Annotated in this window: 19 protein-coding genes; 15 read left to right on the forward strand and 4 right to left on the reverse strand. The window is 47.4% G+C overall.

From position 1 onward, the window contains the following. Positions 1-107 precede the first annotated feature (107 nt). The 15 genes from GVL50_RS28870 (at position 108) to GVL50_RS01885 (ending at position 17,400) form a co-directional block, all read left to right on the forward strand. Positions 108-386: a hypothetical protein gene (locus tag GVL50_RS28870; RefSeq protein ID WP_256671803.1), complete on the forward strand. Its 279-nt coding sequence runs from the start codon at positions 108-110 to the stop codon at positions 384-386. Between the two features lie 153 nt (positions 387-539). Further along, a complete protein-coding gene (gene ihfB, locus GVL50_RS01820) occupies positions 540-836 on the forward strand; it encodes an integration host factor subunit beta (RefSeq protein WP_003189779.1) in 297 nt (98 codons plus the stop codon). 27 nt (positions 837-863) lie between these two features. Further along, positions 864-1,103, forward strand: a complete 240-nt coding sequence (locus GVL50_RS01825) for a lipopolysaccharide assembly protein LapA domain-containing protein (RefSeq protein WP_159811538.1) — start codon at positions 864-866, stop codon at positions 1,101-1,103. Positions 1,104-1,326: 223 nt separating this feature from the next. Continuing rightward, positions 1,327-2,403 carry a dTDP-glucose 4,6-dehydratase gene (rfbB, locus tag GVL50_RS01830; protein WP_159811539.1) on the forward strand — a complete coding sequence of 359 codons (1,077 nt, stop codon included), beginning with the start codon at positions 1,327-1,329 and terminating at the stop codon, positions 2,401-2,403. Further along, positions 2,400-3,293 (forward strand): dTDP-4-dehydrorhamnose reductase, encoded by an 894-nt coding sequence (rfbD, locus tag GVL50_RS01835; protein ID WP_159811540.1) that lies wholly within the window; start codon positions 2,400-2,402, stop codon positions 3,291-3,293. Before rfbB ends, rfbD begins: the two co-directional genes overlap by 4 nt. Continuing rightward, positions 3,290-4,180: a glucose-1-phosphate thymidylyltransferase RfbA gene (rfbA, locus tag GVL50_RS01840; protein ID WP_159811541.1), complete on the forward strand. Its 891-nt coding sequence runs from the start codon at positions 3,290-3,292 to the stop codon at positions 4,178-4,180. The genes rfbD and rfbA overlap by 4 nt, the downstream gene beginning before the upstream one ends. 52 nt (positions 4,181-4,232) lie before the next feature. After that, positions 4,233-5,156, forward strand: a complete 924-nt coding sequence (locus tag GVL50_RS01845) for a glycosyltransferase (RefSeq protein ID WP_159811542.1) — start codon at positions 4,233-4,235, stop codon at positions 5,154-5,156. After that, entirely contained in the window at positions 5,111-6,115 is a 1,005-nt protein-coding gene (locus tag GVL50_RS01850) for an SDR family oxidoreductase (RefSeq protein ID WP_306109854.1), read from the forward strand. Before GVL50_RS01845 ends, GVL50_RS01850 begins: the two co-directional genes overlap by 46 nt. After that, positions 6,112-7,122, forward strand: coding sequence for a glycosyltransferase family 4 protein (locus tag GVL50_RS01855; protein ID WP_159811543.1), 1,011 nt, complete (start codon positions 6,112-6,114; stop codon positions 7,120-7,122). The genes GVL50_RS01850 and GVL50_RS01855 overlap by 4 nt, the downstream gene beginning before the upstream one ends. 255 nt (positions 7,123-7,377) lie before the next feature. Next, a complete protein-coding gene (locus GVL50_RS01860) occupies positions 7,378-8,196 on the forward strand; it encodes an ABC transporter permease (RefSeq protein ID WP_159811544.1) in 819 nt (272 codons plus the stop codon). Further along, positions 8,186-9,532, forward strand: a complete 1,347-nt coding sequence (locus GVL50_RS01865) for an ABC transporter ATP-binding protein (RefSeq protein WP_159811545.1) — start codon at positions 8,186-8,188, stop codon at positions 9,530-9,532. Before GVL50_RS01860 ends, GVL50_RS01865 begins: the two co-directional genes overlap by 11 nt. Further along, positions 9,529-13,011: a glycoside hydrolase family 99-like domain-containing protein gene (locus GVL50_RS01870; RefSeq protein WP_159811546.1), complete on the forward strand. Its 3,483-nt coding sequence runs from the start codon at positions 9,529-9,531 to the stop codon at positions 13,009-13,011. The genes GVL50_RS01865 and GVL50_RS01870 overlap by 4 nt, the downstream gene beginning before the upstream one ends. Before the next feature lie 16 nt (positions 13,012-13,027). Continuing rightward, positions 13,028-14,164: a glycosyltransferase family 4 protein gene (locus GVL50_RS01875; protein ID WP_178124143.1), complete on the forward strand. Its 1,137-nt coding sequence runs from the start codon at positions 13,028-13,030 to the stop codon at positions 14,162-14,164. A 78-nt stretch (positions 14,165-14,242) separates the two neighbouring features. Continuing rightward, positions 14,243-16,375, forward strand: a complete 2,133-nt coding sequence (locus tag GVL50_RS01880; RefSeq protein ID WP_159811547.1) for a glycosyltransferase family 39 protein — start codon at positions 14,243-14,245, stop codon at positions 16,373-16,375. A gap of 32 nt (positions 16,376-16,407) precedes the next feature. After that, positions 16,408-17,400: a glycosyltransferase family 2 protein gene (locus tag GVL50_RS01885; protein ID WP_159811548.1), complete on the forward strand. Its 993-nt coding sequence runs from the start codon at positions 16,408-16,410 to the stop codon at positions 17,398-17,400. A gap of 89 nt (positions 17,401-17,489) precedes the next feature. Here GVL50_RS01885 and GVL50_RS01890 read toward each other — a convergent pair whose 3' ends face one another. The 4 genes from GVL50_RS01890 to GVL50_RS01905 form a co-directional block, all read right to left on the reverse strand. Beyond that, positions 17,490-18,908 (reverse strand): mannose-1-phosphate guanylyltransferase/mannose-6-phosphate isomerase, encoded by a 1,419-nt coding sequence (locus GVL50_RS01890; protein ID WP_159811549.1) that lies wholly within the window; start codon positions 18,906-18,908, stop codon positions 17,490-17,492. A gap of 63 nt (positions 18,909-18,971) precedes the next feature. Next, positions 18,972-20,021: a GDP-mannose 4,6-dehydratase gene (locus tag GVL50_RS01895; RefSeq protein ID WP_306109855.1), complete on the reverse strand. Its 1,050-nt coding sequence runs from the start codon at positions 20,019-20,021 to the stop codon at positions 18,972-18,974. Between the two features lie 9 nt (positions 20,022-20,030). Then, complete coding sequence (gmd, locus tag GVL50_RS01900) at positions 20,031-21,062, reverse strand: GDP-mannose 4,6-dehydratase (RefSeq protein ID WP_159811550.1); 1,032 nt, start codon at positions 21,060-21,062, stop codon at positions 20,031-20,033. Positions 21,063-21,308: 246 nt separating this feature from the next. Next, positions 21,309-22,301 (reverse strand): glycosyltransferase family 2 protein, encoded by a 993-nt coding sequence (locus tag GVL50_RS01905; protein WP_256671805.1) that lies wholly within the window; start codon positions 22,299-22,301, stop codon positions 21,309-21,311. Positions 22,302-22,335 lie beyond the last annotated feature (34 nt).

Here is a 22,335-nt window from a genome sequence, read left to right on the forward strand (position 1 = left end):
GGTCTGCTGTCGTGCGGTCATTTGATGGCGGATAAAACAGTGCGACTGGTGGTCTAGTCTTGAGTTGATCGTCGATAGTGAAATCACTACTTCAAAATAGGGGTCGAATGAACAGACTATTAGTTTTGCTGGTTGTTCTGATGTTGGCAGGGTGCACCACGAACGCCAAGACGCATGTCGTTCGAGGTGTCGGAGGGATCGAAGTGGACTGCTCTGGATTGGGGGGTGCGTGGGAAAAGTGTCAAAAGCGTGCGCTGAAGGAGTGCAAGGGGGCGGGTTATAAGGTGATTACAAGGTCTGATGATGCGAAGGAGGAGGAAGACTTTCCCTTCGGCTTCAATCCGGCGGGCTATTGGACGCGCAAGATGTTGGTGATTTGCCGTTAGTATCAAGGGTGGGCGTGAGGGGCTCTTCTTCAAGAGTGTGGTTTGTTCGAGGTGTGGAAACAGATTTGTCAATGCATGGGCTGTTCAAAATCTTACGGGCATGCTAAAACCTCTGAAGCGATGATCTAGCTGCTTGAAAAAGAAGGGAAAAATATGACGAAGTCGGAGTTGATCGAACGAATTGTCACCCATCAAGGGCTGCTCTCATCCAAGGATGTGGAGTTGGCCATCAAGACCATGCTTGAACAAATGTCTCAATGCCTTGCCACTGGGGATCGTATAGAGATCCGTGGTTTCGGCAGCTTCTCCTTGCACTATCGCGCGCCGCGCGTCGGTCGCAACCCTAAAACCGGTCAATCTGTCAGTCTCGACGGTAAATTTGTTCCGCATTTTAAGCCTGGGAAAGAGTTGCGGGATCGGGTGAATGAGGAAGAGGAGGAAGGTGTTTGACGGTCACTAATATTCAGGAGTTATCCCATGCGTAATGTCAAACGCATGCTTATCGGTATTTTTGTTCTCTTTTTGATATTGACGATCCTGGCATTTGTTCTCGAGAACCAGCAGTCAATCTCTTTGACGTTTCTTGGTTGGGCAGGCCCGCAGCTTCCAGTGTCTTTGGTTGTGATCATGGCATTGCTGATCGGGATGGTTGCAGGCCCCATACTGGGTTTGTTTCTGGGGCGTCTATCCAAGGTTGCACGCAAGCGCCTTGACTGAAATAGACCGATCCGCAAACCTCCTTCGAAATCGCGTCGCTACTCGTCTATATCCATTAGTAAAATGTATATTAAGCTGTAAAATACAGCCCCTGTTCGATAGTGGTATATTCCTCAATCGCATCAGCCTTTTTTACACAAGCCCCAAATCTGACGGCTTTTGCATTCATGGATCAGATGGCGCACGTTGAGGCGCTGTCCGCAGCTCAAGGGTATGGTTTCGCGTGAAAATTCTAGTTACCGGTGGGGCCGGGTTTATCGGCTCGGCAGTCATTCGCCATATCATCTCCTGCACCACCGACTTTGTCGTTAACGTCGATAAGCTGACCTATGCCGGCAACCTTGAGTCTTTGGCTGAAGTCAGCCAGAGCGAGCGGTATGTGTTCGAGCGCGTTGATATCTGCGATCGAGATCAGATTGATCGTGTTCTGCGCGAGCACCAACCGGACGCCATCATGCATCTGGCCGCAGAATCTCATGTCGATCGCTCTATCTCTGGCCCGTCCGAATTCATCCAGACCAACATCATTGGCACCTACACATTGTTGGAAGCCGCACGCCATTATTGGTCGGCGCTAGACGATGTGCGTAAAGCCAGCTTCCGTTTTCATCACATTTCAACTGATGAAGTGTACGGTGACCTCGAAGGTCCGGAAGATCTCTTTACTGAAAGCACGCCTTACCAGCCAAGTTCACCGTATTCGGCGAGCAAGGCCAGTTCCGACCATCTAGTTCGCGCATGGGCGCGCACTTATGGTCTTCCGACATTGGTGACGAACTGCTCCAATAACTACGGCCCATGTCATTTTCCGGAAAAATTGATTCCGCTGATCATTCTCAACGCGCTGGAAGGCAAACCGCTGCCCGTGTACGGAAAAGGTAATCAGGTTCGAGATTGGCTTTACGTCGAGGATCATGCCCGGGCGTTGTACAAAGTCGTCACCGAAGGCGTTGTCGGTGAGACTTACAACATCGGTGGCCACAACGAAAAGCAGAATATCGAAGTGGTCAATGCATTGTGTGCATTGCTTGATGAGTTGCGGCCTGAATCTGCCCATCGCTCACATGCAAGCCTGATCACTTATGTCGCCGATCGTCCTGGCCATGATCAGCGTTATGCGATTGATGCGAGCAAAATCCAGCGCGAGTTGGGCTGGTCGCCGGAAGAAACATTTGAAACCGGCATCCGTAAAACAGTCGAGTGGTATTTGAACAATTCTGAATGGGTTGCCCATGTGAAAAGCGGCAGCTATCAACAGTGGATCGATCAGAATTACGCAGAACGTTCGAAAAAAGCATGAAAATCCTTCTCTTGGGGAAAAATGGCCAGGTGGGCTGGGAGTTGCAACGGTCCCTGGCGCCTTTGGGTGAGTTGATCGCTCTGGATCGAAACCCGGTCGATGGGTTGACTGGCGATTTGTCCAATCCAGATGAGCTGCGCAAGACGATCCGTCAGATCGCTCCTGACGTTATTGTGAATGCTGCAGCCTACACAGCGGTCGATAAAGCAGAATCCGAAGCAGAGTTGGCTGATCGCATAAATGGTCAGGCGACTCAGGTCATGGCGCTGGAAGCTGCCGCTCTCGATGCTTTGCTAATTCATTACTCGACTGACTATGTGTTCAGTGGCGCGGGCATCAAGCCTTGGCAAGAGACGGATTCCGTGTCGCCGGTCAATCACTATGGGTTCAGTAAACTAGCCGGTGAACAGGCCATTATCGCTTCTGGCTGCAAGCATCTGATTTTTCGTACCAGTTGGGTCTATGGCGCACGCGGCAACAATTTTGCCAAGACAATGTTGCGTCTCGCGCGGGAGCGCGAAACCCTCAACGTTATCGACGACCAGATTGGTGCCCCAACCGGTGCAGATTTGATCGCTGACGTAACAGTCTTGACAATCCGGCAGGTCTGTTCAAATCCGGAGTTGGCTGGTCTGTATCATCTGGCAGCCGGCGGTGCAGTGTCCTGGTATGACTATGCCGTTCATGTCATCGATTTCGCCAAGGCTAATGGTGGGTCTCTTGCGGTCAAGGCACTTCAGCCAATTCCGACTACCGCTTATCCGACACCAGCAGCTCGCCCGCTGAACTCGCGGTTGGATACTTTCAAGCTGCGGAACAATTTTTCTCTACACTTGCCGGATTGGCAAAGTGGTGTAACTCGAATGCTTAGGGAAGTTTTAGACAAATGACCACGACAAATCGTAAGGGCATAATCCTGGCTGGCGGCTCGGGTACACGCTTGCACCCACTGACGCTGGGTGTTTCCAAGCAAATGTTGCCTATCTACGACAAGCCGATGATCTTTTATCCGCTGTCGGTGCTAATGCTCGCCGGGATGCGTGAAATTCTCATCATTTCCACTCCTGAAGACCTGCCTTGTTTTAAAAAGCTTTTGGGAGATGGCAGTCTCTACGGCATCAATCTTTCCTATGCCGAGCAACCTAGTCCAGACGGGTTGGCCCAGGCTTTTATTATCGGAGAAGAGTTCATCGGCAACGATCCGTGCTGCCTTATCCTCGGTGATAACATTTTCTACGGTCAGCACTTTTCGGAAAATTTGCGTTCTGCAAGTTTACAAACACAGGGTGCAACGGTCTTCGGTTATCACGTCTCCGACCCAGAACGATTTGGTGTCGTAGAGTTTGACAGTGCGGGCAAGGCGCTGAGCATTCAGGAAAAACCCGTTAAGCCCAAGTCTAACTATGCTGTTACCGGTTTGTACTTCTACGACAATCAGGTTGTTGAGATTGCGAAAAGTATCAAGCCATCCGAGCGCGGCGAGCTAGAAATTACCGACGTCAATCAGGCTTACCTTGATAGGCAAAATCTTAATGTTGAAATGTTGGGCAGAGGGTTCGCCTGGTTGGACACCGGCACCCATGATTCGCTGCTGGAAGCCAGTCACTTTGTTCACACCATTGAGCAGCGCCAAGGGCTCAAAGTGGCTTGCCTGGAAGAGATTGCTTACCATAATGGATGGATCTCTGCGCAACAGTTGGCCGCACAAGCTGAAGCTTTGAAGAAAACTGGCTACGGTCAGTACTTGCAAAAACTACTGAGTTCGCCTTCTCACTGATCCGAAAGCCACTTTCGGACAGCAGTGTCTAACCGGTGCAAGCAGGAATAGCATGCCAGTATTTCGTCCAAAGGTCGCGATCCTGCTCGCGGCCTATAATGGTATGCAATGGATCGAAGAGCAGCTGCTATCGATCCAAGCTCAGGTTGGGGTCGATGTCGTCATACACATTAGCGTCGACCCATCGACCGATGGCACCGAGGCGTGGTGTAAAGCTTATGCAGCGCGGCACTCCAATGTTGTTGTGCTTCCCCCCGCAGGTGCATTTGGCGGAGCGTCTCGAAACTTCTTCAGATTGATGCGCGATGTCGAGTTTGACGATTTCGATGCCATTGCTTTCGCTGACCAGGATGACATTTGGAATCCGGATAAGCTGCAGCGAGCATCCTTGGTTATTCAAGCGCGCGGCGTCGATGCTTACTCGAGTAACGTAATCGCCTTCTGGCCAGACAGGAGTAACTGCCTGCTCGATAAAGCGCAGCCTCAGGTCGCTTGGGACTTTCTCTTCGAGGCGGCCGGCCCGGGCTGTACTTATGTGATGGGGAAGCAGTTGGCCGAAGCGCTCAAGCGTTCGATCCTCGCCAATTGGCACCTTTTGCAAGATGTCGCCCTTCATGACTGGTTCTGCTATGCCTATGCTCGAAGCCACGGTTATCGTTGGTACATCGACCCTGTTTCTTCGATGAGATATCGACAGCATGAGAGTAATCAAGTCGGCGCGAATACCGGATTAACCTCTCTCATCTCTCGCTACAAAACCATCCATAACGGCTGGTGGTTTAATCAAGTGCAGTTAATTACGTATTTGCTCGGCTTAGACAAGGATCCGTTTGTGAGATCGTGGCTGGAGTTTCGTCGTATCCAGCTTTTAAAGCTTTCTTTTTATGCTTGGCATTGTCGCCGTCGCGTCAGAGATAAGGTGCTTTTCTTTTGTATCTGCTGGATGAAAGCAGTGGTTGGAAACAAAGAAAGATGACGACGCTCAAGGTCATGGTGACAGGGGCAAGTGGATTTGTCGGGAGCGCACTGCTGTCCAGGCTTGGGGTAGACCAGGGGTTCACTCCAATCGCCGCAGTGCGGAACGTAGAGAGTCTTCATGGCGCGTGCCAGGTCCGCGAATTCGACCTGTGCGCTCCGAGTTCAATACCTTCGATGCGAGACATCGATGTGGTCGTTCATGCCGCTGCTCGTGTCCATGTAATGAACGAGACCGCCAGAGACGCCTTGTATGAGTTTCGAAAGGCTAACCTAGAAGGGACGCTTCGATTAGCTCGGCGCGCTCGTGAGGAGGGCGTCAAACGCTTCGTTTTCATAAGCACGATCAAAGTAAACGGTGAAAGGACTCAGTTTAAAAGCCCATTTAACGCAAGCGACATCCCCGCTCCTGTTGATCCTTATAGCATTTCGAAGTACGAAGCCGAATTGGCGATTCGAGAGCTATGTGATGGGTCTGAAATGGAGTTGGTGATTATCCGGCCACCATTGGTCTATGGGCCGGGCGTAAAAGCTAATTTCTTGAGTATGTTGAAGTGGCTTGATAAAGGCTTGCCATTGCCTTTTGGCGCTTTGCATAATCAGCGTAGCCTGGTCTCAGTCGGAAATTTGGTCGACCTTATTGTTGTTTGTATGTCTCATCCGGCCGCACGTAGTCAGGTATTTTTAGCAAGTGATGGCGCGGATCTTTCAACCACTGAGCTGTTATGTGAATTAGCGAGCGCAATGAACAAGCCGGCAAACTTGCTGCCGGTGCCCGTTTTTCTATTGAAGGCGGTTGGGCGTTTACTCAGGAAGGAAGATGTCGTTCAGCGCATTTGCGACTCATTGCAAGTCGATATTAAAAAAAATAGAGATCTGCTCGGTTGGACGCCTTCAATAGATAGAGCGACAGCCTTTCGCGAAACCATCATTCATTACAAGGAAAGTAAAATTCAATGATAGTCGGATGGTTGTTGCTGGCTATATTTATAATCTCCTGGGTCGGCACGTACGTCCTGCGCCGCTACGCTTTATCGAAAAGTTTGATAGATGTGCCTAATGAGCGCAGCTCACATACAGTCCCTACCCCTCGGGGGGGGGGGGTAGCCACCATCATATCGTTCCTCCTTGCCCTGCCGGTTTTGAATGGTTTGGGTCTGATAGCAGATGACATCGCGTACAGCCTTTTAGGTGCGGGGGCGCTGGTTGCAGTGGTCGGGTTCGTAGATGATCACGGCCACGTTCCTGCTCGATGGCGATTGCTTGGACATTTCGTTGCAGCCGGCTGGGCGCTTTTCTGGATGAATGGCTTGCCATCTATCTCGATTCTGGGTGCGAGCGTTGATCTGGCATGGATGGGTAATATCCTTGCCGTTATCTACTTGGTGTGGGTTCTCAATCTCTATAACTTCATGGATGGAATAGACGGTATCGCTAGTGTTCAGGCAATTTTTGTGTGTCTGGGAATGTGCGTTAATTACTGGTCAAGTGGACACTCGAATTTACTGATTCTACCTTTAAGTTTATCTGCGGCAGTGGCCGGATTTCTATATTGGAATTTCCCCCCGGCAAGAATATTCATGGGGGATGCCGGAAGTGGATTTCTTGGTCTGATGCTGGGGGTTCTTGCGATTCAGGCCGCTTGGGCATCTCCTGAACTGCTGTGGTGCTGGATCATCCTGACGAGCGTGTTCTTTGTTGATGCGACCTGGACGCTATTCAGGCGTTTGATCAGTGGCAAAAAAGTCTATCAAGCGCACTGTTCCCACGCGTATCAACACGCCTCCAAAGCGGCTGGGTCGCACTTCAAGGTCACCATGGGCGTGTTGCTTATAAATGTCCTGTGGCTGCTACCTGTTTCCATTCTTGTAATGAGGGGCGCCCTGTATGGATTCTGGGGCGTGCTTCTCGCTTGGGTGCCGCTCTGCGGCCTCGCTATACGATTTCGTGCAGGAAAGAGTGAGTGATGGTTTTGGCGGTTTTCAGACAGTATGGTTCCAGGGTGCAGATATTGACTGATGTTGGTGTTGACACGTTTCTTGTTGGGTGCTAGCCAAATTGTGAGTGTGCTTTAGAATAGCGCGCCAAGTGGCGTGTTTGGCGTAATTATGCGAACCTAAGAGGTCGATTCGGTTGGTTCAAAATTTATGGCGCTCGCTCATCAAACAAATTTGAGTTGTCGAAGTTATTAGAGAGTAAGAAATGATAGAGGTCAGTAATTGATGCGAGCTTTCTCATCCTCACCTAAACAGATGATCCTTAGTCTTTATCTAAATCGCGGTTTGATTAAAGCACTGATCGAGCGCGAGGTTGTTGGACGTTATCGGGGTTCGTTCTTAGGGATCCTCTGGTCATTTTTCAATCCGATCTTCATGCTTGCTGTCTACACCTTTGTATTCAGTTTCGTCTTCAAGGCCCGGTGGAGTTCAGGGAGTGATTCCAAAACCGAGTTTGCACTCGTTCTTTTTGCGGGTCTGATAATGTTTAACCTTTTTTCGGAATGTATAAGTAAAGCTCCAAGTTTGATTCTGGCGAATGCAAACTACGTTAAAAAGGTAGTGTTCCCCCTGGAGATTCTTCCTTGGGTTACGTTGGGATCTGCATTATTCCATGCAGCTGTAAGCATCATCGTATGGGTGTCTGCTTATACCCTCTTGGTCGGAATGCCCCACGTTACGATCCTGCTCCTACCGTTGGTTATATTGCCGTTAGCATTCTTGATTCTTGGTCTGACATGGTGGCTCGCCTCTCTGGGTGTGTATTTGCGTGATGTTTCTCAGTTTATCGGCTTGATTATCACGGTGTTGATGTTTCTTTCACCGATATTCTATCCGGTCGAGGCCTTGCCTGAAGAATATCGTCACTTGTTGAATTTTAATCCATTGACACCTGTTATCGAAATGGCAAGGTCAATAATGTTTTGGGGGCAAATTCCCAATGTGACTAACTGGTTGATCTATCTGTTTGGCTCGATTGTTGTCGCATGCTTGGGCTTTGCCTGGTTTCAAAAAACAAGGAAGGGGTTTGGCGATGTGCTCTGATGTCGCAATTAAAGTTAGCGAAGTCAGTAAATGCTTTCATATTTACGACAAGCCGCGGGATCGCCTTCTGCAAATGCTTACGCCTGATACCAAGAAGTATTATCGCGAATTTTGGGCGCTAAAATCTGTTTCTTTCGATATAAAACGGGGGACAACCGTTGGCATTGTCGGCAGAAATGGCTCGGGCAAGTCAACTATTTTGCAGTTGATTTGCGGGACGTTGAGCCAAAGTGAGGGTGACATTAAAACGGTTGGCAGGATAGCCGCCCTGCTGGAACTGGGCTCTGGATTTAATCCCGAGTTTACCGGGCGTGAAAATGTCTACATGAATTCGGCTGTATTAGGCCTGACCAAGGATGAGGTCGACAACCGATTCCAGGAGATAGTTGATTTTGCGGGTATCGGTTTGTTTATCGATCAGCCTGTTAAGACCTATTCAAGCGGGATGCTGGTTAGATTGGCATTCGCAGTGGCTATCAATGTCGATCCTGAAATACTGATCGTTGATGAGGCGCTGTCGGTCGGCGATGAGCTTTTTCAAAGAAAATGTTTTGCACGGATTGAGGAGATCAAGAATAAAGGGGCAACTATTCTTTTTGTTTCTCATTCCGGGACGACGATTGTAGAGCTCTGTGACAGTGCGATTCTCCTTGACTCTGGTGAGATGCTCGCCATGGGGTCTCCCAAAGAGATCGTCGCCAACTACCAGAAACTGCTATATGCCCCGGCGGAAAAGCGGAATGAGATTTGCGATGAAATTCGTCAATCAGTGGTGCTGGATAAGGAGCTCGAAGCTACCGTTACACGCAGAGATGAAGTCGCTGCGCAGGATGAAGGGAACCCACTGGAGTTTTTCGATCCGCACTTGAAATCAATCTCGACAATTGAGTTTGAATCACACGGCGCCTATATTTCCAACCCGCATATAACGAACGCTACTTTTCAAATGGTCAATAACCTTCATCGAGGTCGAGTTTACAGATATTCCTTTGATGTGAAGTTCGATGTGCCCGCTACAGGCGTTCGATTCGGCATGGTTGTTAGAACAACGACTGGCTTCTCATTAGGTGGCGCTCATAGTTCTTCCATGAAGAACTCGATGGCAAAAGTAGAGAAGGGCACCAGCCTGAATGTAACCTTTGATTTTACGTGCTCCCTTAATCCTGGAACATACTTCCTGAACGCGGGGGTTTTCGGTTGCGCCGGCTTAAGTGGAGAAGAAACAGTACTTCACCGATTGGTCGATGCGTTTGTGTTCAGAGTTTCCCCTCTTCAAGATAACTTGGCTACCGAAATTATCGATTTTGGTTGTGTTTCAGGTGTAACAAAAATATGAATGAATTATTTTCAGATTTATTTGTTTCCTCGCCTAATGGCGGTGGATTGTTTTTTATTAGCGAAGGAAAAGTTACCAAGTTGGACGGTATCAATACCGTCGGTCTGGGCTTCAGTGATGATCGTTTGTTCAGGGCAGTACAGCCTAACCAGTTATGGGCTTTCGGTGAAAATACTCTTGTTATTGATGACAGTGTCGCCGATATAGGTGATGTCCATGATGTCATCGCGCTGAATGGTTTCTTCTACGTTGTCGGGACAACTCGAAATGAGGTTGTCAAATTCGATTCCAATGGCTGCGAATTGCGCCGGTGGCGCATGCCGGGTGAAGACGACTCTCAGCACCTTAATTGTTTGGCCGTATGGAATGGCAAGATCGTTTATTCCGCGTTCGGAGAGTTTTCCGAACACCGAGGCTACAAGGGAAATACCCACGAACAAGGGTTTGTAAAGGATCTTGAAACCGGGGATCTGCTGATTCGAGGACTTTCCCAACCGCACAGTGTGCTTCAACATGGTCAGAACTTGCTGATTGCAAACTCTGAGATGAAAGAATTGTGTGAGTTTTCTCCTGAAGGTGTTCTGCTGCGATCGAAGAATCTCGAAGGCTACACGAGGGGCATATGTATCAAGCAGGATGTGATCTACGTCGGGTTGAGTCGATCGAGGAATATTGATGCGCTGTCCCTGGATACTGCTGTCGTATTGGCGTTGGATATTGACAGTTGGGAAGAGCTTGGCCGTATCATCATTCCTGCTAACGAGATCTACTCAATTGTTACCGTCGAGGCGGGAGCCCGACTGTCGTCGACGCTGGTTAGTCTGTTCAGTCAATCGACTAAGTTTTTGGCAAACTTGGCAAACTTGGCAGAAAAGAAACTAGAAGCGAAGGCCTCAGCCTATGAAGCTTTATTGGGTTTCAAAGAGAAAAATGATCGTTATATCAATTTTCAAATGGAGGTGATTCTTTCAATGCAGGAATATTTTCGAGTTGAGCGTGCACAACTCTTTTCCGCTTATCAACAAACCCGTGTTGATCATGCACAACTCCTATCCGCTCATCAACAATCCCGCGTAGAAGTTGAAAAACTTCTATCCGCGAACGCAAAACTGAATAATCAAATTCTAGAGTTAACCAGTAGCCGCGATTTATATCAAGGCATGGTTGATGAGATTAGGGCGTCCACAAGTTGGCGTCTAACTTCTCCACTTAGAGCGATAGTCACTTTCAAAAGGAAGTTCATTGTGGTGTTAGGGACACTGATCTTGAGGTGCTACCGTGCCTTGCCAGTTAGCCAGTATCGTAAACAAAAACTGAAGAATTTTGCATTCAAATATTTTGGTTTTCTTTTTCAGCGTTTTGGTGCATATAAAACCTGGAAAGAGTTTCGGAAAGTTGACACGCATTGGCTCAATCCGGCCCCGGTTAGTTCCGAATCGCTGAACGATAACGATAACGTGATCGTGAGTGCTGAGTTACCACGTGCGGATGGTATTTGGGAATGGAGTGACTATCATTCCGTTAAGCAGCGCATTGCGGGTGAGAAGCGCAAGTTTATGGAGGAACGACGGATTGAACCGGTCGAGTTAATAACGCTTGGCTCCTCTACATTGGCCAGCACCGCGACGAGACTTGAATTCCCGGAGTTGGTCGAAAATCCAAAGATCTCAATCATTATTCCGGTCTTTAATAACTTGGCGTTTACTTTGGAGTGCTTGAGTTCCATTGCCAAGTACAGTGGGTCTAAGGTTTCTTACGAAATTATCGTCGCTGATGACGCTTCAGTAGACGATACGCCACAGGTACTTGAACTGATAAAAAACATTCGTTATGTAAGAAACGATATTAATCTTGGTTTTTTAAGAAATTGCAATAATGCTCTTGAGTTGGTTAAGGGTGAATTCACGCTGTTTCTTAATAACGATGTTCAAGTGACAAAGGACTGGCTGGAAACACTGCTTTCTACTTTCGCTGACTATCCCAATGTGGGCGCTGTCGGGCCAAAATTTGTATATCCATCAGGCCATTTGCAAGAAGCCGGTGCGGCACTGATGTCTGACGGAAGTTCGGTAATGGTGGGCTTGAATCAGGACGCCAGTCTGCCAAAGTATAATTATATTCGTCGTGTTGATTATGTTTCTGGTGCTTGTCTTCTGTTGCCTACGTCAGTGTTGAAGGAGATAGGAGGATTTTCGGAAGAGTTCCTGCCTTGCTATTGCGAAGACAGTGATCTTTGCCTAAGTGTCAGGGCTAAAGGCTATGATGTTTACTACAATCCTTTGGCAACTATAGTTCATCACTTGTCCAAAACGACGGACAGTGTAAGCGAAGAGTTCAAGCTGTCCTGCATTACGAATAATGTAAATACACTGCAAAAAAAATGGGGGCCAACACTCGAGCAGCATTCGACTCCGAGAATCATCAGCTTCTACTTGCCGCAATTTCATCCGATGGCAGAGAATGATCAGTGGTGGGGCAAAGGGTTTACAGAGTGGACTAACGTAAGTAAGGCCCGCCCAAACTTCGAGGGTCACTACCAACCTCGATTGCCTGCCGACATCGGTTATTACGACCTCCGCTTGCTGGAAGTTATGGAGCAGCAGGCTGAACTGGCCCGAGAATATGGTCTACATGGTTTTTGCTTCTATTATTACTGGTTTGATGGGAAGCGCCTACTTGAGCGCCCAGTCGAGCAGTTGCTTGAAAACAAAAGCGCCGATGTTCCATTTTGCCTGTGCTGGGCAAACGAGAACTGGACGCGTCGATGGGATGGTCAAGAAAATGAAGTGTTGATGGCGCAAGCACATTCCGAAGCGGATGACAAAGCCGTTATCAATGACTTGATCCGTTTCTTCCGCGACGAACGCTATATAAAAATTGACGGTCGTCCACTGATATTGGTGTACCGCGTTACTCTGTTTCCTAACTTCGCGGAAACAGCAGCAAGATGGCGAGAGGTATGTCGAGAGCAGGGTATCGGCGAAATCTATATTGCTATGGTCGAGTCTTTTGAGTTGGTCAGTGCCGGGACGCCGCCTGCACAGTTTGGTTGTGACTCCGCCGTGGAGTTTCCGCCTCAGGGTTTAGCCGAGCAAAAGAAACCGTCGGGGAAGATGTTGAACCCGGATTTCAAGGGCAGCACTGCAGACTATCGCGATTTGGCTGTGAGGTACGCCTCCAGACAAGCGCCTGGATATACCCGATTCAAGGGGGTCATGCCTGGTTGGGATAATACTGCACGTCGTCAGGATAATAGTTTCTGCTTTGAAAATGCCACTCCGGGAGCGTTTCAGGCCTGGCTCGAAGACGCACTTGAGGAAACCAGGAATCAGAATTTTGGAGATGAGCAGATTGTTTTTGTAAACGCCTGGAATGAATGGGCTGAAGGTGCTTATCTAGAGCCTGATCGTCGCTACGGGCACACATATCTTGAAGCCGTGAAGAATGCTACCGACGCATCGCTTTTGTTGAAAAAATAATAGACTGGTTAATATTATGACGCGTATTAGTGTGGTTAAAGATGATGTATGTCTGGTGGGGCATCCCTATGCTCCTATTGGTATGGGCGAGCATATTCGCGCTTCCTTCCGGTCATTTAAACGAGTTCATCAAACTCCAAATCTGATTGATATCTATCAAATTGAAGCACCCTCTGAGATCGAACTGGAGGAGTTTTCGGGTGCTATCGTTAAACGATTGGCGCCGATCAATATTTTCCATATCAACGGCAATGAGGTCGAGCAAGCCCTTAAACACCTTGCCAATCTTCATGATATTTCTGGCTACAACGTTATTTATCCATTGTGGGAGTTGCCCAATTATCCGAAAGTCTGGGCCGACTATCTGGATAAGTTCGATGAAATCTGGGCACCCTCGAAATTCATTCTGGATGGACTGTCTGAGGCATGTTCTAAGGATGTCTTTCACATGCCCTTGTCGTGTGAGATCAGCCTTGATGCATTTCTAGGTCGGCGGTATTTCGGTATTCCCGAGTCTGACTACACCTTTCTCTTTTTTTACGATCTTCGCTCCTATTCGACGAGAAAAAACCCGGAGGGCGTAGTGGCAGCCTTCCGCAAATTACTTGATCAGCGCCCTTATTCCAAGGCGCATCTGGTGATAAAAGTTAATGGGGTGGAAACCAACCCGGAAGCTTTTCGGGCCTTGACCGAGCAAGTACAGGATCTTCACCAACAAGTAACGCTCATTCATCGTGGTATGAGCAGTAACGAAGTGAAGAACCTCGCTCGCTCGTGCGACTGTTTTGTATCGTTACACCGATCCGAGGGCTATGGCTTTGGTATTGCGGAAGCTATGGTGCTTGGCAAGCCGGTTATTGCCACTGCTTACTCAGGTAATCTCGATTTCATGAGTGATGAGTTTTCTCTGCCAGTGCAGTATTCATTGATTCCTGTTCTCGAAGGTGAGTATCCATTTTACGAGAATCAAGTATGGGCTGACCCGGATATTGAGCAGGCTGCGCGCTACATGGTAAAGCTTGTCGACGATCCTGGCCTTGGTCGTGAGGTCGGAAAAAAAGCAAGTGCCCATATGCGCAAAAGCTTCAGCTACAGACAGACAGGTCTTAGATATGCAGAAAGAGTGGCCTCGATTCGGAAAATGATTTCCTGAGTCTATTTGTCAAAGAAAAGGACTGTCATATGCCGAAAGGCATATGACAAAGAGAAATTTCAAGCTGGGTAAAGGGTGATGATAATTAATCCGGTTGGCAACAAATTCGCGGTTTCTTTGCCATATTTATTGCTGATCGCAGCGATGTTTTATTTTGGGTTCTCGGCGATTGCCGGTACGCCCATATTCGCGTCTGATGAGTATGTATATTTTATCAGTGGTAAATTTTCTTCCGATTTACAATTGATTCATCAGCGTGATCCGCAACTGCAGCAACTTTCGAATTTGTTGTACTTTGCATTTGTTCATTTTTTTTATGATTTGTTTCAAGATCAATTTGTTGTCGGTTATAGATTGGTGCATGTGGCGGAATATATAATTTCGGCGTTTGTGCTGTATAAAACGGTATCGCCCACTGTCGGCAGTAAATGCGGTGTTTTTGGAGTTGGCGCATTTTTAATGATGCCCTCTCAGATATACATCTACTCTGTTATGCCGGAAATCGAGTTAGTGTTCATATCATCGATTATTGGCTATTTGATGGTTCGCACCTATACAATTCGCCCCTATTTCGCCAGTGTTATGGTTGGCTGCCTGTTAGCCGTCGCGATACTTATCAAACCTCATGCCTTAGCAATCATGCTCGCCGCCATCGGCGCGATGGGTGTATTTCAATATGCAAGTAATCGAGGCGGTTTTTTGAAAAATGCCGCTCTCCATGCACTTGTACTGATTGTATTTGTTTATTTTACAGTTCTCGCGATCTGGGGCGCCGTGAGCGACGTCTGGAGCTTTAATCCGTCTAATGCATTGGGGCTTTCCTTTTATGGACAATATATTGAAAGCACAAATGGGCAGATCACATTCGTAAAAAAAATTCTATCGTTTGCCCTGTACTTTTCTGTGCATGTAGTCGTTATTTGTCTGGTTTTTTCTCCAGTCATTTATTGGGCGGTCGCAGGCACTTGTCGGGGAATTTTTCGGCCTTCGGACTCGGAATCGCCTGCGCCTGAAAAACTGATGCTTGCTGTTTTCGCATTGGCCCTTATAGGCGTGCATGTGGCAATGACAGCCTGGTTCACTGCGGGCGCTGCTTTGCTGAGAGAGAGTGAAGCTCTCCGACTGCACGGACGTTACTTAGGCCCCGCGCTATCATTGCTGCCTGTCCTTTACTTCTATGCGGTGGCTCAATGCACAGAGAAAACCAAAAAATGGATGCTGGGTATTTCTTTGCTGGCGGTGGTCTTTTCGTTACTGATAGTGAATGGTTTTTTTAAGATTTATCCTTGGGATAATCCGATGCTTTTTGCATTTTTTAATAGCAAAAACTGGTATCTCTGGAACTACAACTTTCAGTTTCGGCATTGGGGTTATGTGCTTTATGCTTTCTTGTTTGTCGGCATAATTTATTGTTTAGGTAACACAAAAAATTTCACTCGTGGATACTCTATATTCTTGTTCGTAATACTGAGTAGCGGGCTGGCACAGAATTATTCCTGGGTTCTGACTCATTTATCTGCCAATAAAGATGTGTCTGGAAAAAGCCGGATTCTCGGGCAACTGATTAGTGCCGGTGGTTATGGTGATGGCGTAGTGGTTTCACAGGAGCGATTTGGCCGGGAGTCTTATGCGTTGTTTAACTTGGGGAAAGCAGCCTGGCCACTTGATCGGGCTGAGGGATCCGTTATTTCCAATCGGGATATCGCCGGCGCGAACTGGCTTGTGGTTGATGGGGAATACGATCTTGAAGTCAAAACGACCTTGATCGCTGACCTGCGGCCGCTGCGGCTATATCTTGTCGAAAGTGAAGGATCGCTTGGGGTTGGCGAAAAGATTTCCGTAGACCTTAAGAAAAGCGCAAACCGTAGCGTGTATCAAGGATTCAATGTGGCTGAGGAGTGGGGGGCTTGGACATCACAGGCGGTAGCTTCTATAAGGCTTCCCAAGGAGGTTTCCGGGAAGCTTAAGGTCAAATTGTCAGGATGGGTTCTTAAAGAAAACGCGATGGAGCCGATTGAGGTTAAAATTGGAAGCTCTATGGCCTCTATCAAGCTGAGTGATGTCGGATCAGATTACGAGTTTTTGCTTGATGTTAACGAGCCTACACAGAATATTTTGGTGTCGTCAAAACCTTTAAAACCGCTTGGGTCGAACAGAGCGTTAGGTGTTGCACTCTCCTCGCTTTCGGTAGAAGTGATTTCGGTGCACTAAACTCACTTGTATATTTAGATGATGAGAGTGTCATGAACAAAAATCGAGATAAAATAGCTGTCGTTATTCCCTGCTTTAAAGTCCGCGCGCATATAGAAAAGGTTATCGCCGGTTTTGGTGATGAAGTGTGGCGAATTTATGCGGTGGATGATAAGTGCCCAGAAGCTTCCGGGGATTACATAAAGGAAACGTGTACAGATCCTCGTGTAACTGTTTTATACAATGACATCAACCTGGGCGTTGGTGGTGCTGTAATGACGGGCTATAAGCAGGCAATCGCCGATGGTGCTACGGTTATAGTGAAAGTTGATGGTGACGGTCAGATGGATCCGTCGCTTGTGGCATTCTTTGCGAATCCAATTCTGGCAGGTGAGGCGGATTATACCAAAGGTAACCGTTTCTATGATCTTGAAGAATTACGTGCAATGCCAGGTATCAGGATCTTTGGAAACGCAGTCCTGTCTTTTATGACTAAATTTTCCTCCGGATACTGGGATCTTTTTGATCCCACTAATGGTTATACCGCCATCCATGCTGACGTGGCGAAGCATTTGCCGTTTGAAAAAATAAGTAAACGGTATTTTTTTGAAACCGATATTCTCTTTCGTCTGAATATCCTTCGCGCTGTAGTGCAAGATGTTCCTATGGATGCAACGTACGGCGATGAGGTCAGTAATTTAAAAATCTCGAAAATTGTCGGCGAGTTTCTAATGAAACATTGTCGAAATTTTTTCAAGAGAATTTTTTATAACTATTATCTGAGGGATTTGTCTATCGCTTCTTTTGAATTGCCCATTGGTGTCGCTTTGATGGTGTTTGGTGTTGTCTTCGGGGTGGGAGAGTGGATATCGTCCTTAAATAAAGGAGCGGTCACTCCAGCGGGTACAGTGATGCTCTCTGCACTTCCAGTCTTAACCGGATTACAATTGATATTGGCGTTTATCTCTTATGATATCGCAGCCGTTCCTAAGAAGCCTTGGCATCGCAGGTTGCTGGATAGATATAAGTCGGCTAATGCCGAGTGAGTATTCACGACTTTAACGAGATGTAGAAGATAAGTTTTGGCTGTTTATTATTCAGTTAGCCCAGCAGGCTTGGGCTAACTGATTTTTTATTATTTTCGCCCGTAAATATCATCAAATCGTACGATGTCATCCTCTCCCAGATAACTTCCTGACTGAACTTCAATAAGTTCAAGCGGTAGCTTCCCTGGGTTGTGTAGACGATGGACTGAGCCTAATGGTAAGTAAGTGCTTTGATTCTCCGACAATAGTATTACCTTGTCGTCGCACGTCACTTCCGCAGTCCCCGAAACAACGATCCAATGTTCGGCTCTGTGATAGTGTTTTTGTGAGCTAAGCGATGCGCCAGGTTTAACGATGATTCGCTTTACTTGGAATCGGGCCCCGGAGTCTATTGAGTTGTAGCATCCCCAAGGACGATAAACGATTCTGTGCGAAAGGTGTTCGGTCCGATTCGATGCTTTGAGCTTGTCTACTATTGACTTTACATGTTGTACTTTATCTTTGGCTGCTATCAATGTTGCATCCGGAGTAGATACAACGATTAAATTATCGATTCCCACGGTAGCGATTACATGACGGTCATGGCTCATGATCATACTCGAGCCCGTATCGATCGTGATAACGTCGCCTTTTATATGGTTCTGGTTTTCATCTTTTGGTGAAACCTCCCAAAGGGCCGACCAGGAACCAATATCGTTCCAGCCACATTCAACAGGTATAACGGCGGCTTTTTTTGTCTTCTCCATTACCGCGTAATCGATGGATACATCCGGTGAACGTTCAAACGAGGCTTGTTCCAGTCGAATAAAATCCATGTCCTTGTCGGAATTCTTTATTGAATTGCTGACAGTGGTCAAGACATCCGGCGCATAGCGAGATAACTCATCTATAAAATCTGCTGCCTTGAACATGAAGATTCCGGAATTCCAGTCGTAGTTGCCGGACTCCACGTACTCAATGGCTTTTGGTAGATCGGGTTTTTCTACGAATTTATCAACCACAAAAGCCGAGGTGCTGACTGCCTTGCCACGGCGGATATAACCAAAGCCTGTTTCAGGGGTTTGAGGGCGTATGCCGAACGTTAAGAGGTAGCCTTTATCAAGAAGTTCGTACGACTCTGAAACCGCCCTTATAAAGCTGTCACTGTCATAGATAATGTGATCAGCCGGGAATACGATGATGTTAGCGTTAACATCAATTTCTTGAGCGAGTAGGGCCGCAGCAGTAATTGCAGGCGCTGTGTTTCTCGCTACAGGTTCCAGAATGATTGCCGCGGGTTTGTCTTCCAGCTGAGCCCGTGCTTGCTCTGCTGCCACAAAACGGTGAGTTTCACTGCAAACAATAATAGGAGCATGTGCCTCCGGTAAACGGGCAGCTCGCTCCAGCGTTTGCTGAAATAGCGTTTGCTCTTCATCAACCAGTGCAAGAAACTGCTTTGGTAAGTCCTTGCGTGAAAGTGGCCAAAGCCGCGTTCCGCTTCCACCACTCAAAATTACTGGAATTAACATCTAATTTATTCCTGAGATGCGCTTCTCTGGCAGCAGAAGCTTCGGAGGTCTGTGCATGCCATTTCAAGAAGCATGGTTTAGGAGGGAGGTTTGTTGTGAGCGATCTCTCCAATAATTCAGAAGTGATGCCAGTGCCTCGTCGATAGATTTTTCTGGTTGCCAACCGATGTCAGTGATTATTCTTTTCTTGCAACCAACAGCAAAAGGTATGTCGGAAGGTCGGAGCCGCGTTGGATCAAGTTTTATATCAATCTTCGTATCGCTCTGACTGAGCATGATTTCGAGAAGGCTCTTGATTTTGTGTGCTTTCCCTGAACATATGTTGTAGATGCTATGCGGTAAGTCGTTTTTCTCATGCTCTAACAGTTTTATATACGCACGGCAGACGTCATGCACATCCAAAAAGTCTCTGTTGGCATCAAGATTCCCAACATGAATGATTGGCTCTTGCCTGGAGCATTCAATCATTGCGATTTGCTTGGCAAAAGATGCTGTCACAAAGTCAGGCGATTGCCCGGGGCCAATATGATTGAAGGGGCGGGTAATCACACCTCTCAAGGAAGTTGCAAAATATTGCCCGATCGCCGCTTCGGTCGCCAGTTTGCTGGCCGCATAGGGATTAAGAGGGAGGCATCTGCTTTCCTCATCAAGAGGAATATTACTTTTGAAGGCTGAGCCATATACTTCAGATGAGCTTACGAACAGCGAAAAGCAATCGGACGCTTGATTTTTAATCGCTTCCAGAATGTTAATGGTTCCGAGGACGTTCGTTTCCCATGTCAAATAAGGGTCACGAAAACTGGTCGCAACATTGGAGATAGCGGCTAAATGGATAAGGTGAGTCGGCTTGACTTTTCTGACAGTGTCTTCAACAGCGTTTTTGTCACGAATATCCAGATTGATACATTCGTATTCGCTTGGCTGAGATCTCGGGGGAGAAGTGGTCGTGCAGGTGACTTGATACCCGGCAATAAGCAGGTGTTCAATTAAAGCGCTACCGACAAATCCGTTGGCGCCGGTTAAAAGTAGTTTTTTCAATGCTGTCACCTCAGGTGTGAAGCCGGCTGGCTCATCTCCTAAGTGCCCCAAGATTGATGAGCCAGAAGAGGGCACGTTATTTCTTCAGAATGAAAACCCTAGCTGGTTTCGTTTCATATCAGCCTCGACCATCATACGGCATAGCTCTTCCAATGATGTTTTAGCCTCCCAGCCAAGAGTTTCCTTTGCCTTGCTGGCATCGCCTAGCAAAAGATCCACCTCGGTTGGGCGATAGAATTTCGGATTTATCGATACAATTGTTTTCCCTGTGGCCGTGTCAATTCCCTTTTCCTGCTCATTGTCTCCTTGCCACGCAAGATTGATATCCACTGCTTTACAGGCCAGCGACACGAAGTCGCGGACTGTTTCTGCACGATGAGTGGCGAGGACGAAGGTGTCCGGCGTTTCCGCCTGAAGCATTCGCCACATACCTTCAACGTACTCTTTAGCGTAACCCCAGTCGCGCTTGGCATCCATATTTCCAAGTTCAACAGTTTGTTGTTTGCCAAGCTTGATTTTTGCTACAGAGTCGGTGATTTTGCGAGTCACAAACTCTCTGCCGCGTAGCGGTGATTCATGGTTGAACAAAATTCCGCTTGTAGCAAAAATGTCATACGACTCTCTGTAGTTGATGGTCATCCAGTGTGCGTACAACTTGGCAATACCGTATGGGCTTCTCGGATAGAAAGGCGTGTCTTCCTTTTGCGGGATCGCTTGAACTTTACCAAACATCTCGGAGGTGGATGCCTGATAGTAACGAATTTTTTTATTAACAATCCGGATGGCTTCGAGCAAATTAACCGCGCCCAATCCGGTGATTTCTGCTGTGGTCAGCGGTTGATCAAAAGATACCCCGACAAAGCTTTGTGCCGCCAGGTTGTAAACTTCAACGGCCTCAGTCGATTCCAGCAAACGAATGCTGGCGGAGAGGTCAGTCAAATCATATTCGACTAAATGCAAATTGGGATGGTTTTCGATGCCTAGCTCTTCAATGCGCCAAAAATTGACAGAACTGGTCCTGCGATAGGTGCCAAATACGGTATAGCCCTTTTCAAGCAGGAGCTGCGCCAGGTAGGCGCCATCCTGACCAGTGATTCCTGTAATTACGGCTTTCATTTGTGGTCTCCAGACTCGAGGTACTTTCCAAAGCTATCTGTAACATTATCGCGTTAGCTAAAATGTCCGTCGGTTCAATCCGATTCGACCTTGGATTTTACGATATGCGGGAGACTATTGCACTGCTGGAATGAATTTTTAGCTTTTGGAGCCAGCGTGAAGGACGGGTACACGAATGCACAAAAGACGTCAAATTTTCGACGGCAAGCGATGCGATATTTTTTACATACGATGGATCAGGTTTTTTCAGAGTTTGTTCAGGACGGTTGCGATGGCAAGGCTGATATTTCCTGCTACGGTTTGTCTATATACACCGGATTTTATTATCAGTGCGATACGTTTGAGAAAGGAACTCTTCCTTGCTAACTCAAAACACTCCAGCGTCGTTTTGTTCTGGTCGGTCAGTGTCACTTTCAGAGAGTTGATGATAAGCAGGTTGTTATCATTCCACTCGATGAAACTACCACCGAGTACTTTTCTCAAGCGATTGATACGGTCTTGGAGACTCATGTTTCCACCGATCAAATTGTTTTCATGCTGTCGATAGAGAACGGTTGGTTCCGGGTCGTAGATTACCTGTCCGCCGCATCCGCTTATGATTAAGTAGGTAATCCAGTCATGAGAAACAATTTCGAATTTACTACTAACGCCCTTCAATAGTTCTCGGCCTATGCCATTGATGAGCATAGTGTTGCCACCGGCCAGGCTTTGTACCAGTGCGTTCTTGAAGCTGGGCGGGGCTTTAAATAACGGAGAGGTTTCTTTTTTTGAATTATTTTTTCCGAACAGAATGGTCCGTGAACAATACAAGGTGGGGCCATCAGCTGATGCATCGGAGAAGAAGTTTAAACTTCTTTCCAGTTTGTCCTTGAGCCAGATGTCGTCCTGGTCGGAGAAGGCAAAATAATCTGCTTCAATCTCGTCGCGATTGATCATTGACAGAAAGTTTTTGGCAAATCCAGCTTTAGGGCCCTGGAAGACTTGAAGTCGTTCTTGGCCGATTTTCTGTTGATAGCCCTCAAGTATTTGGAGAGTGCTATCCGTTGAGCCATCGTCAGAGATGTATATCTTCCAGTTTTGGTGGGACTGATCGACGATTGAGTCGATTTGTTGAGAAATGTATTGCTCACCATTGTATGTGCAGAGAAGCACGCCGACTACCGGGCTTGAACGGTGCTGATGGCGTTTACCAACCGGCAACGGAGCGTCAGGGGCGTTGAAAGGTTTCTGGTTTTTCAAAAGCTGAGTCCGTTGGTTCCGTGTTTCAGTAAAT

The sequence above is a fragment of the Pseudomonas sp. 18058 genome, from assembly GCF_902706155.1.
Lineage (GTDB): Bacteria > Pseudomonadota > Gammaproteobacteria > Pseudomonadales > Pseudomonadaceae > Aquipseudomonas > Aquipseudomonas rustica.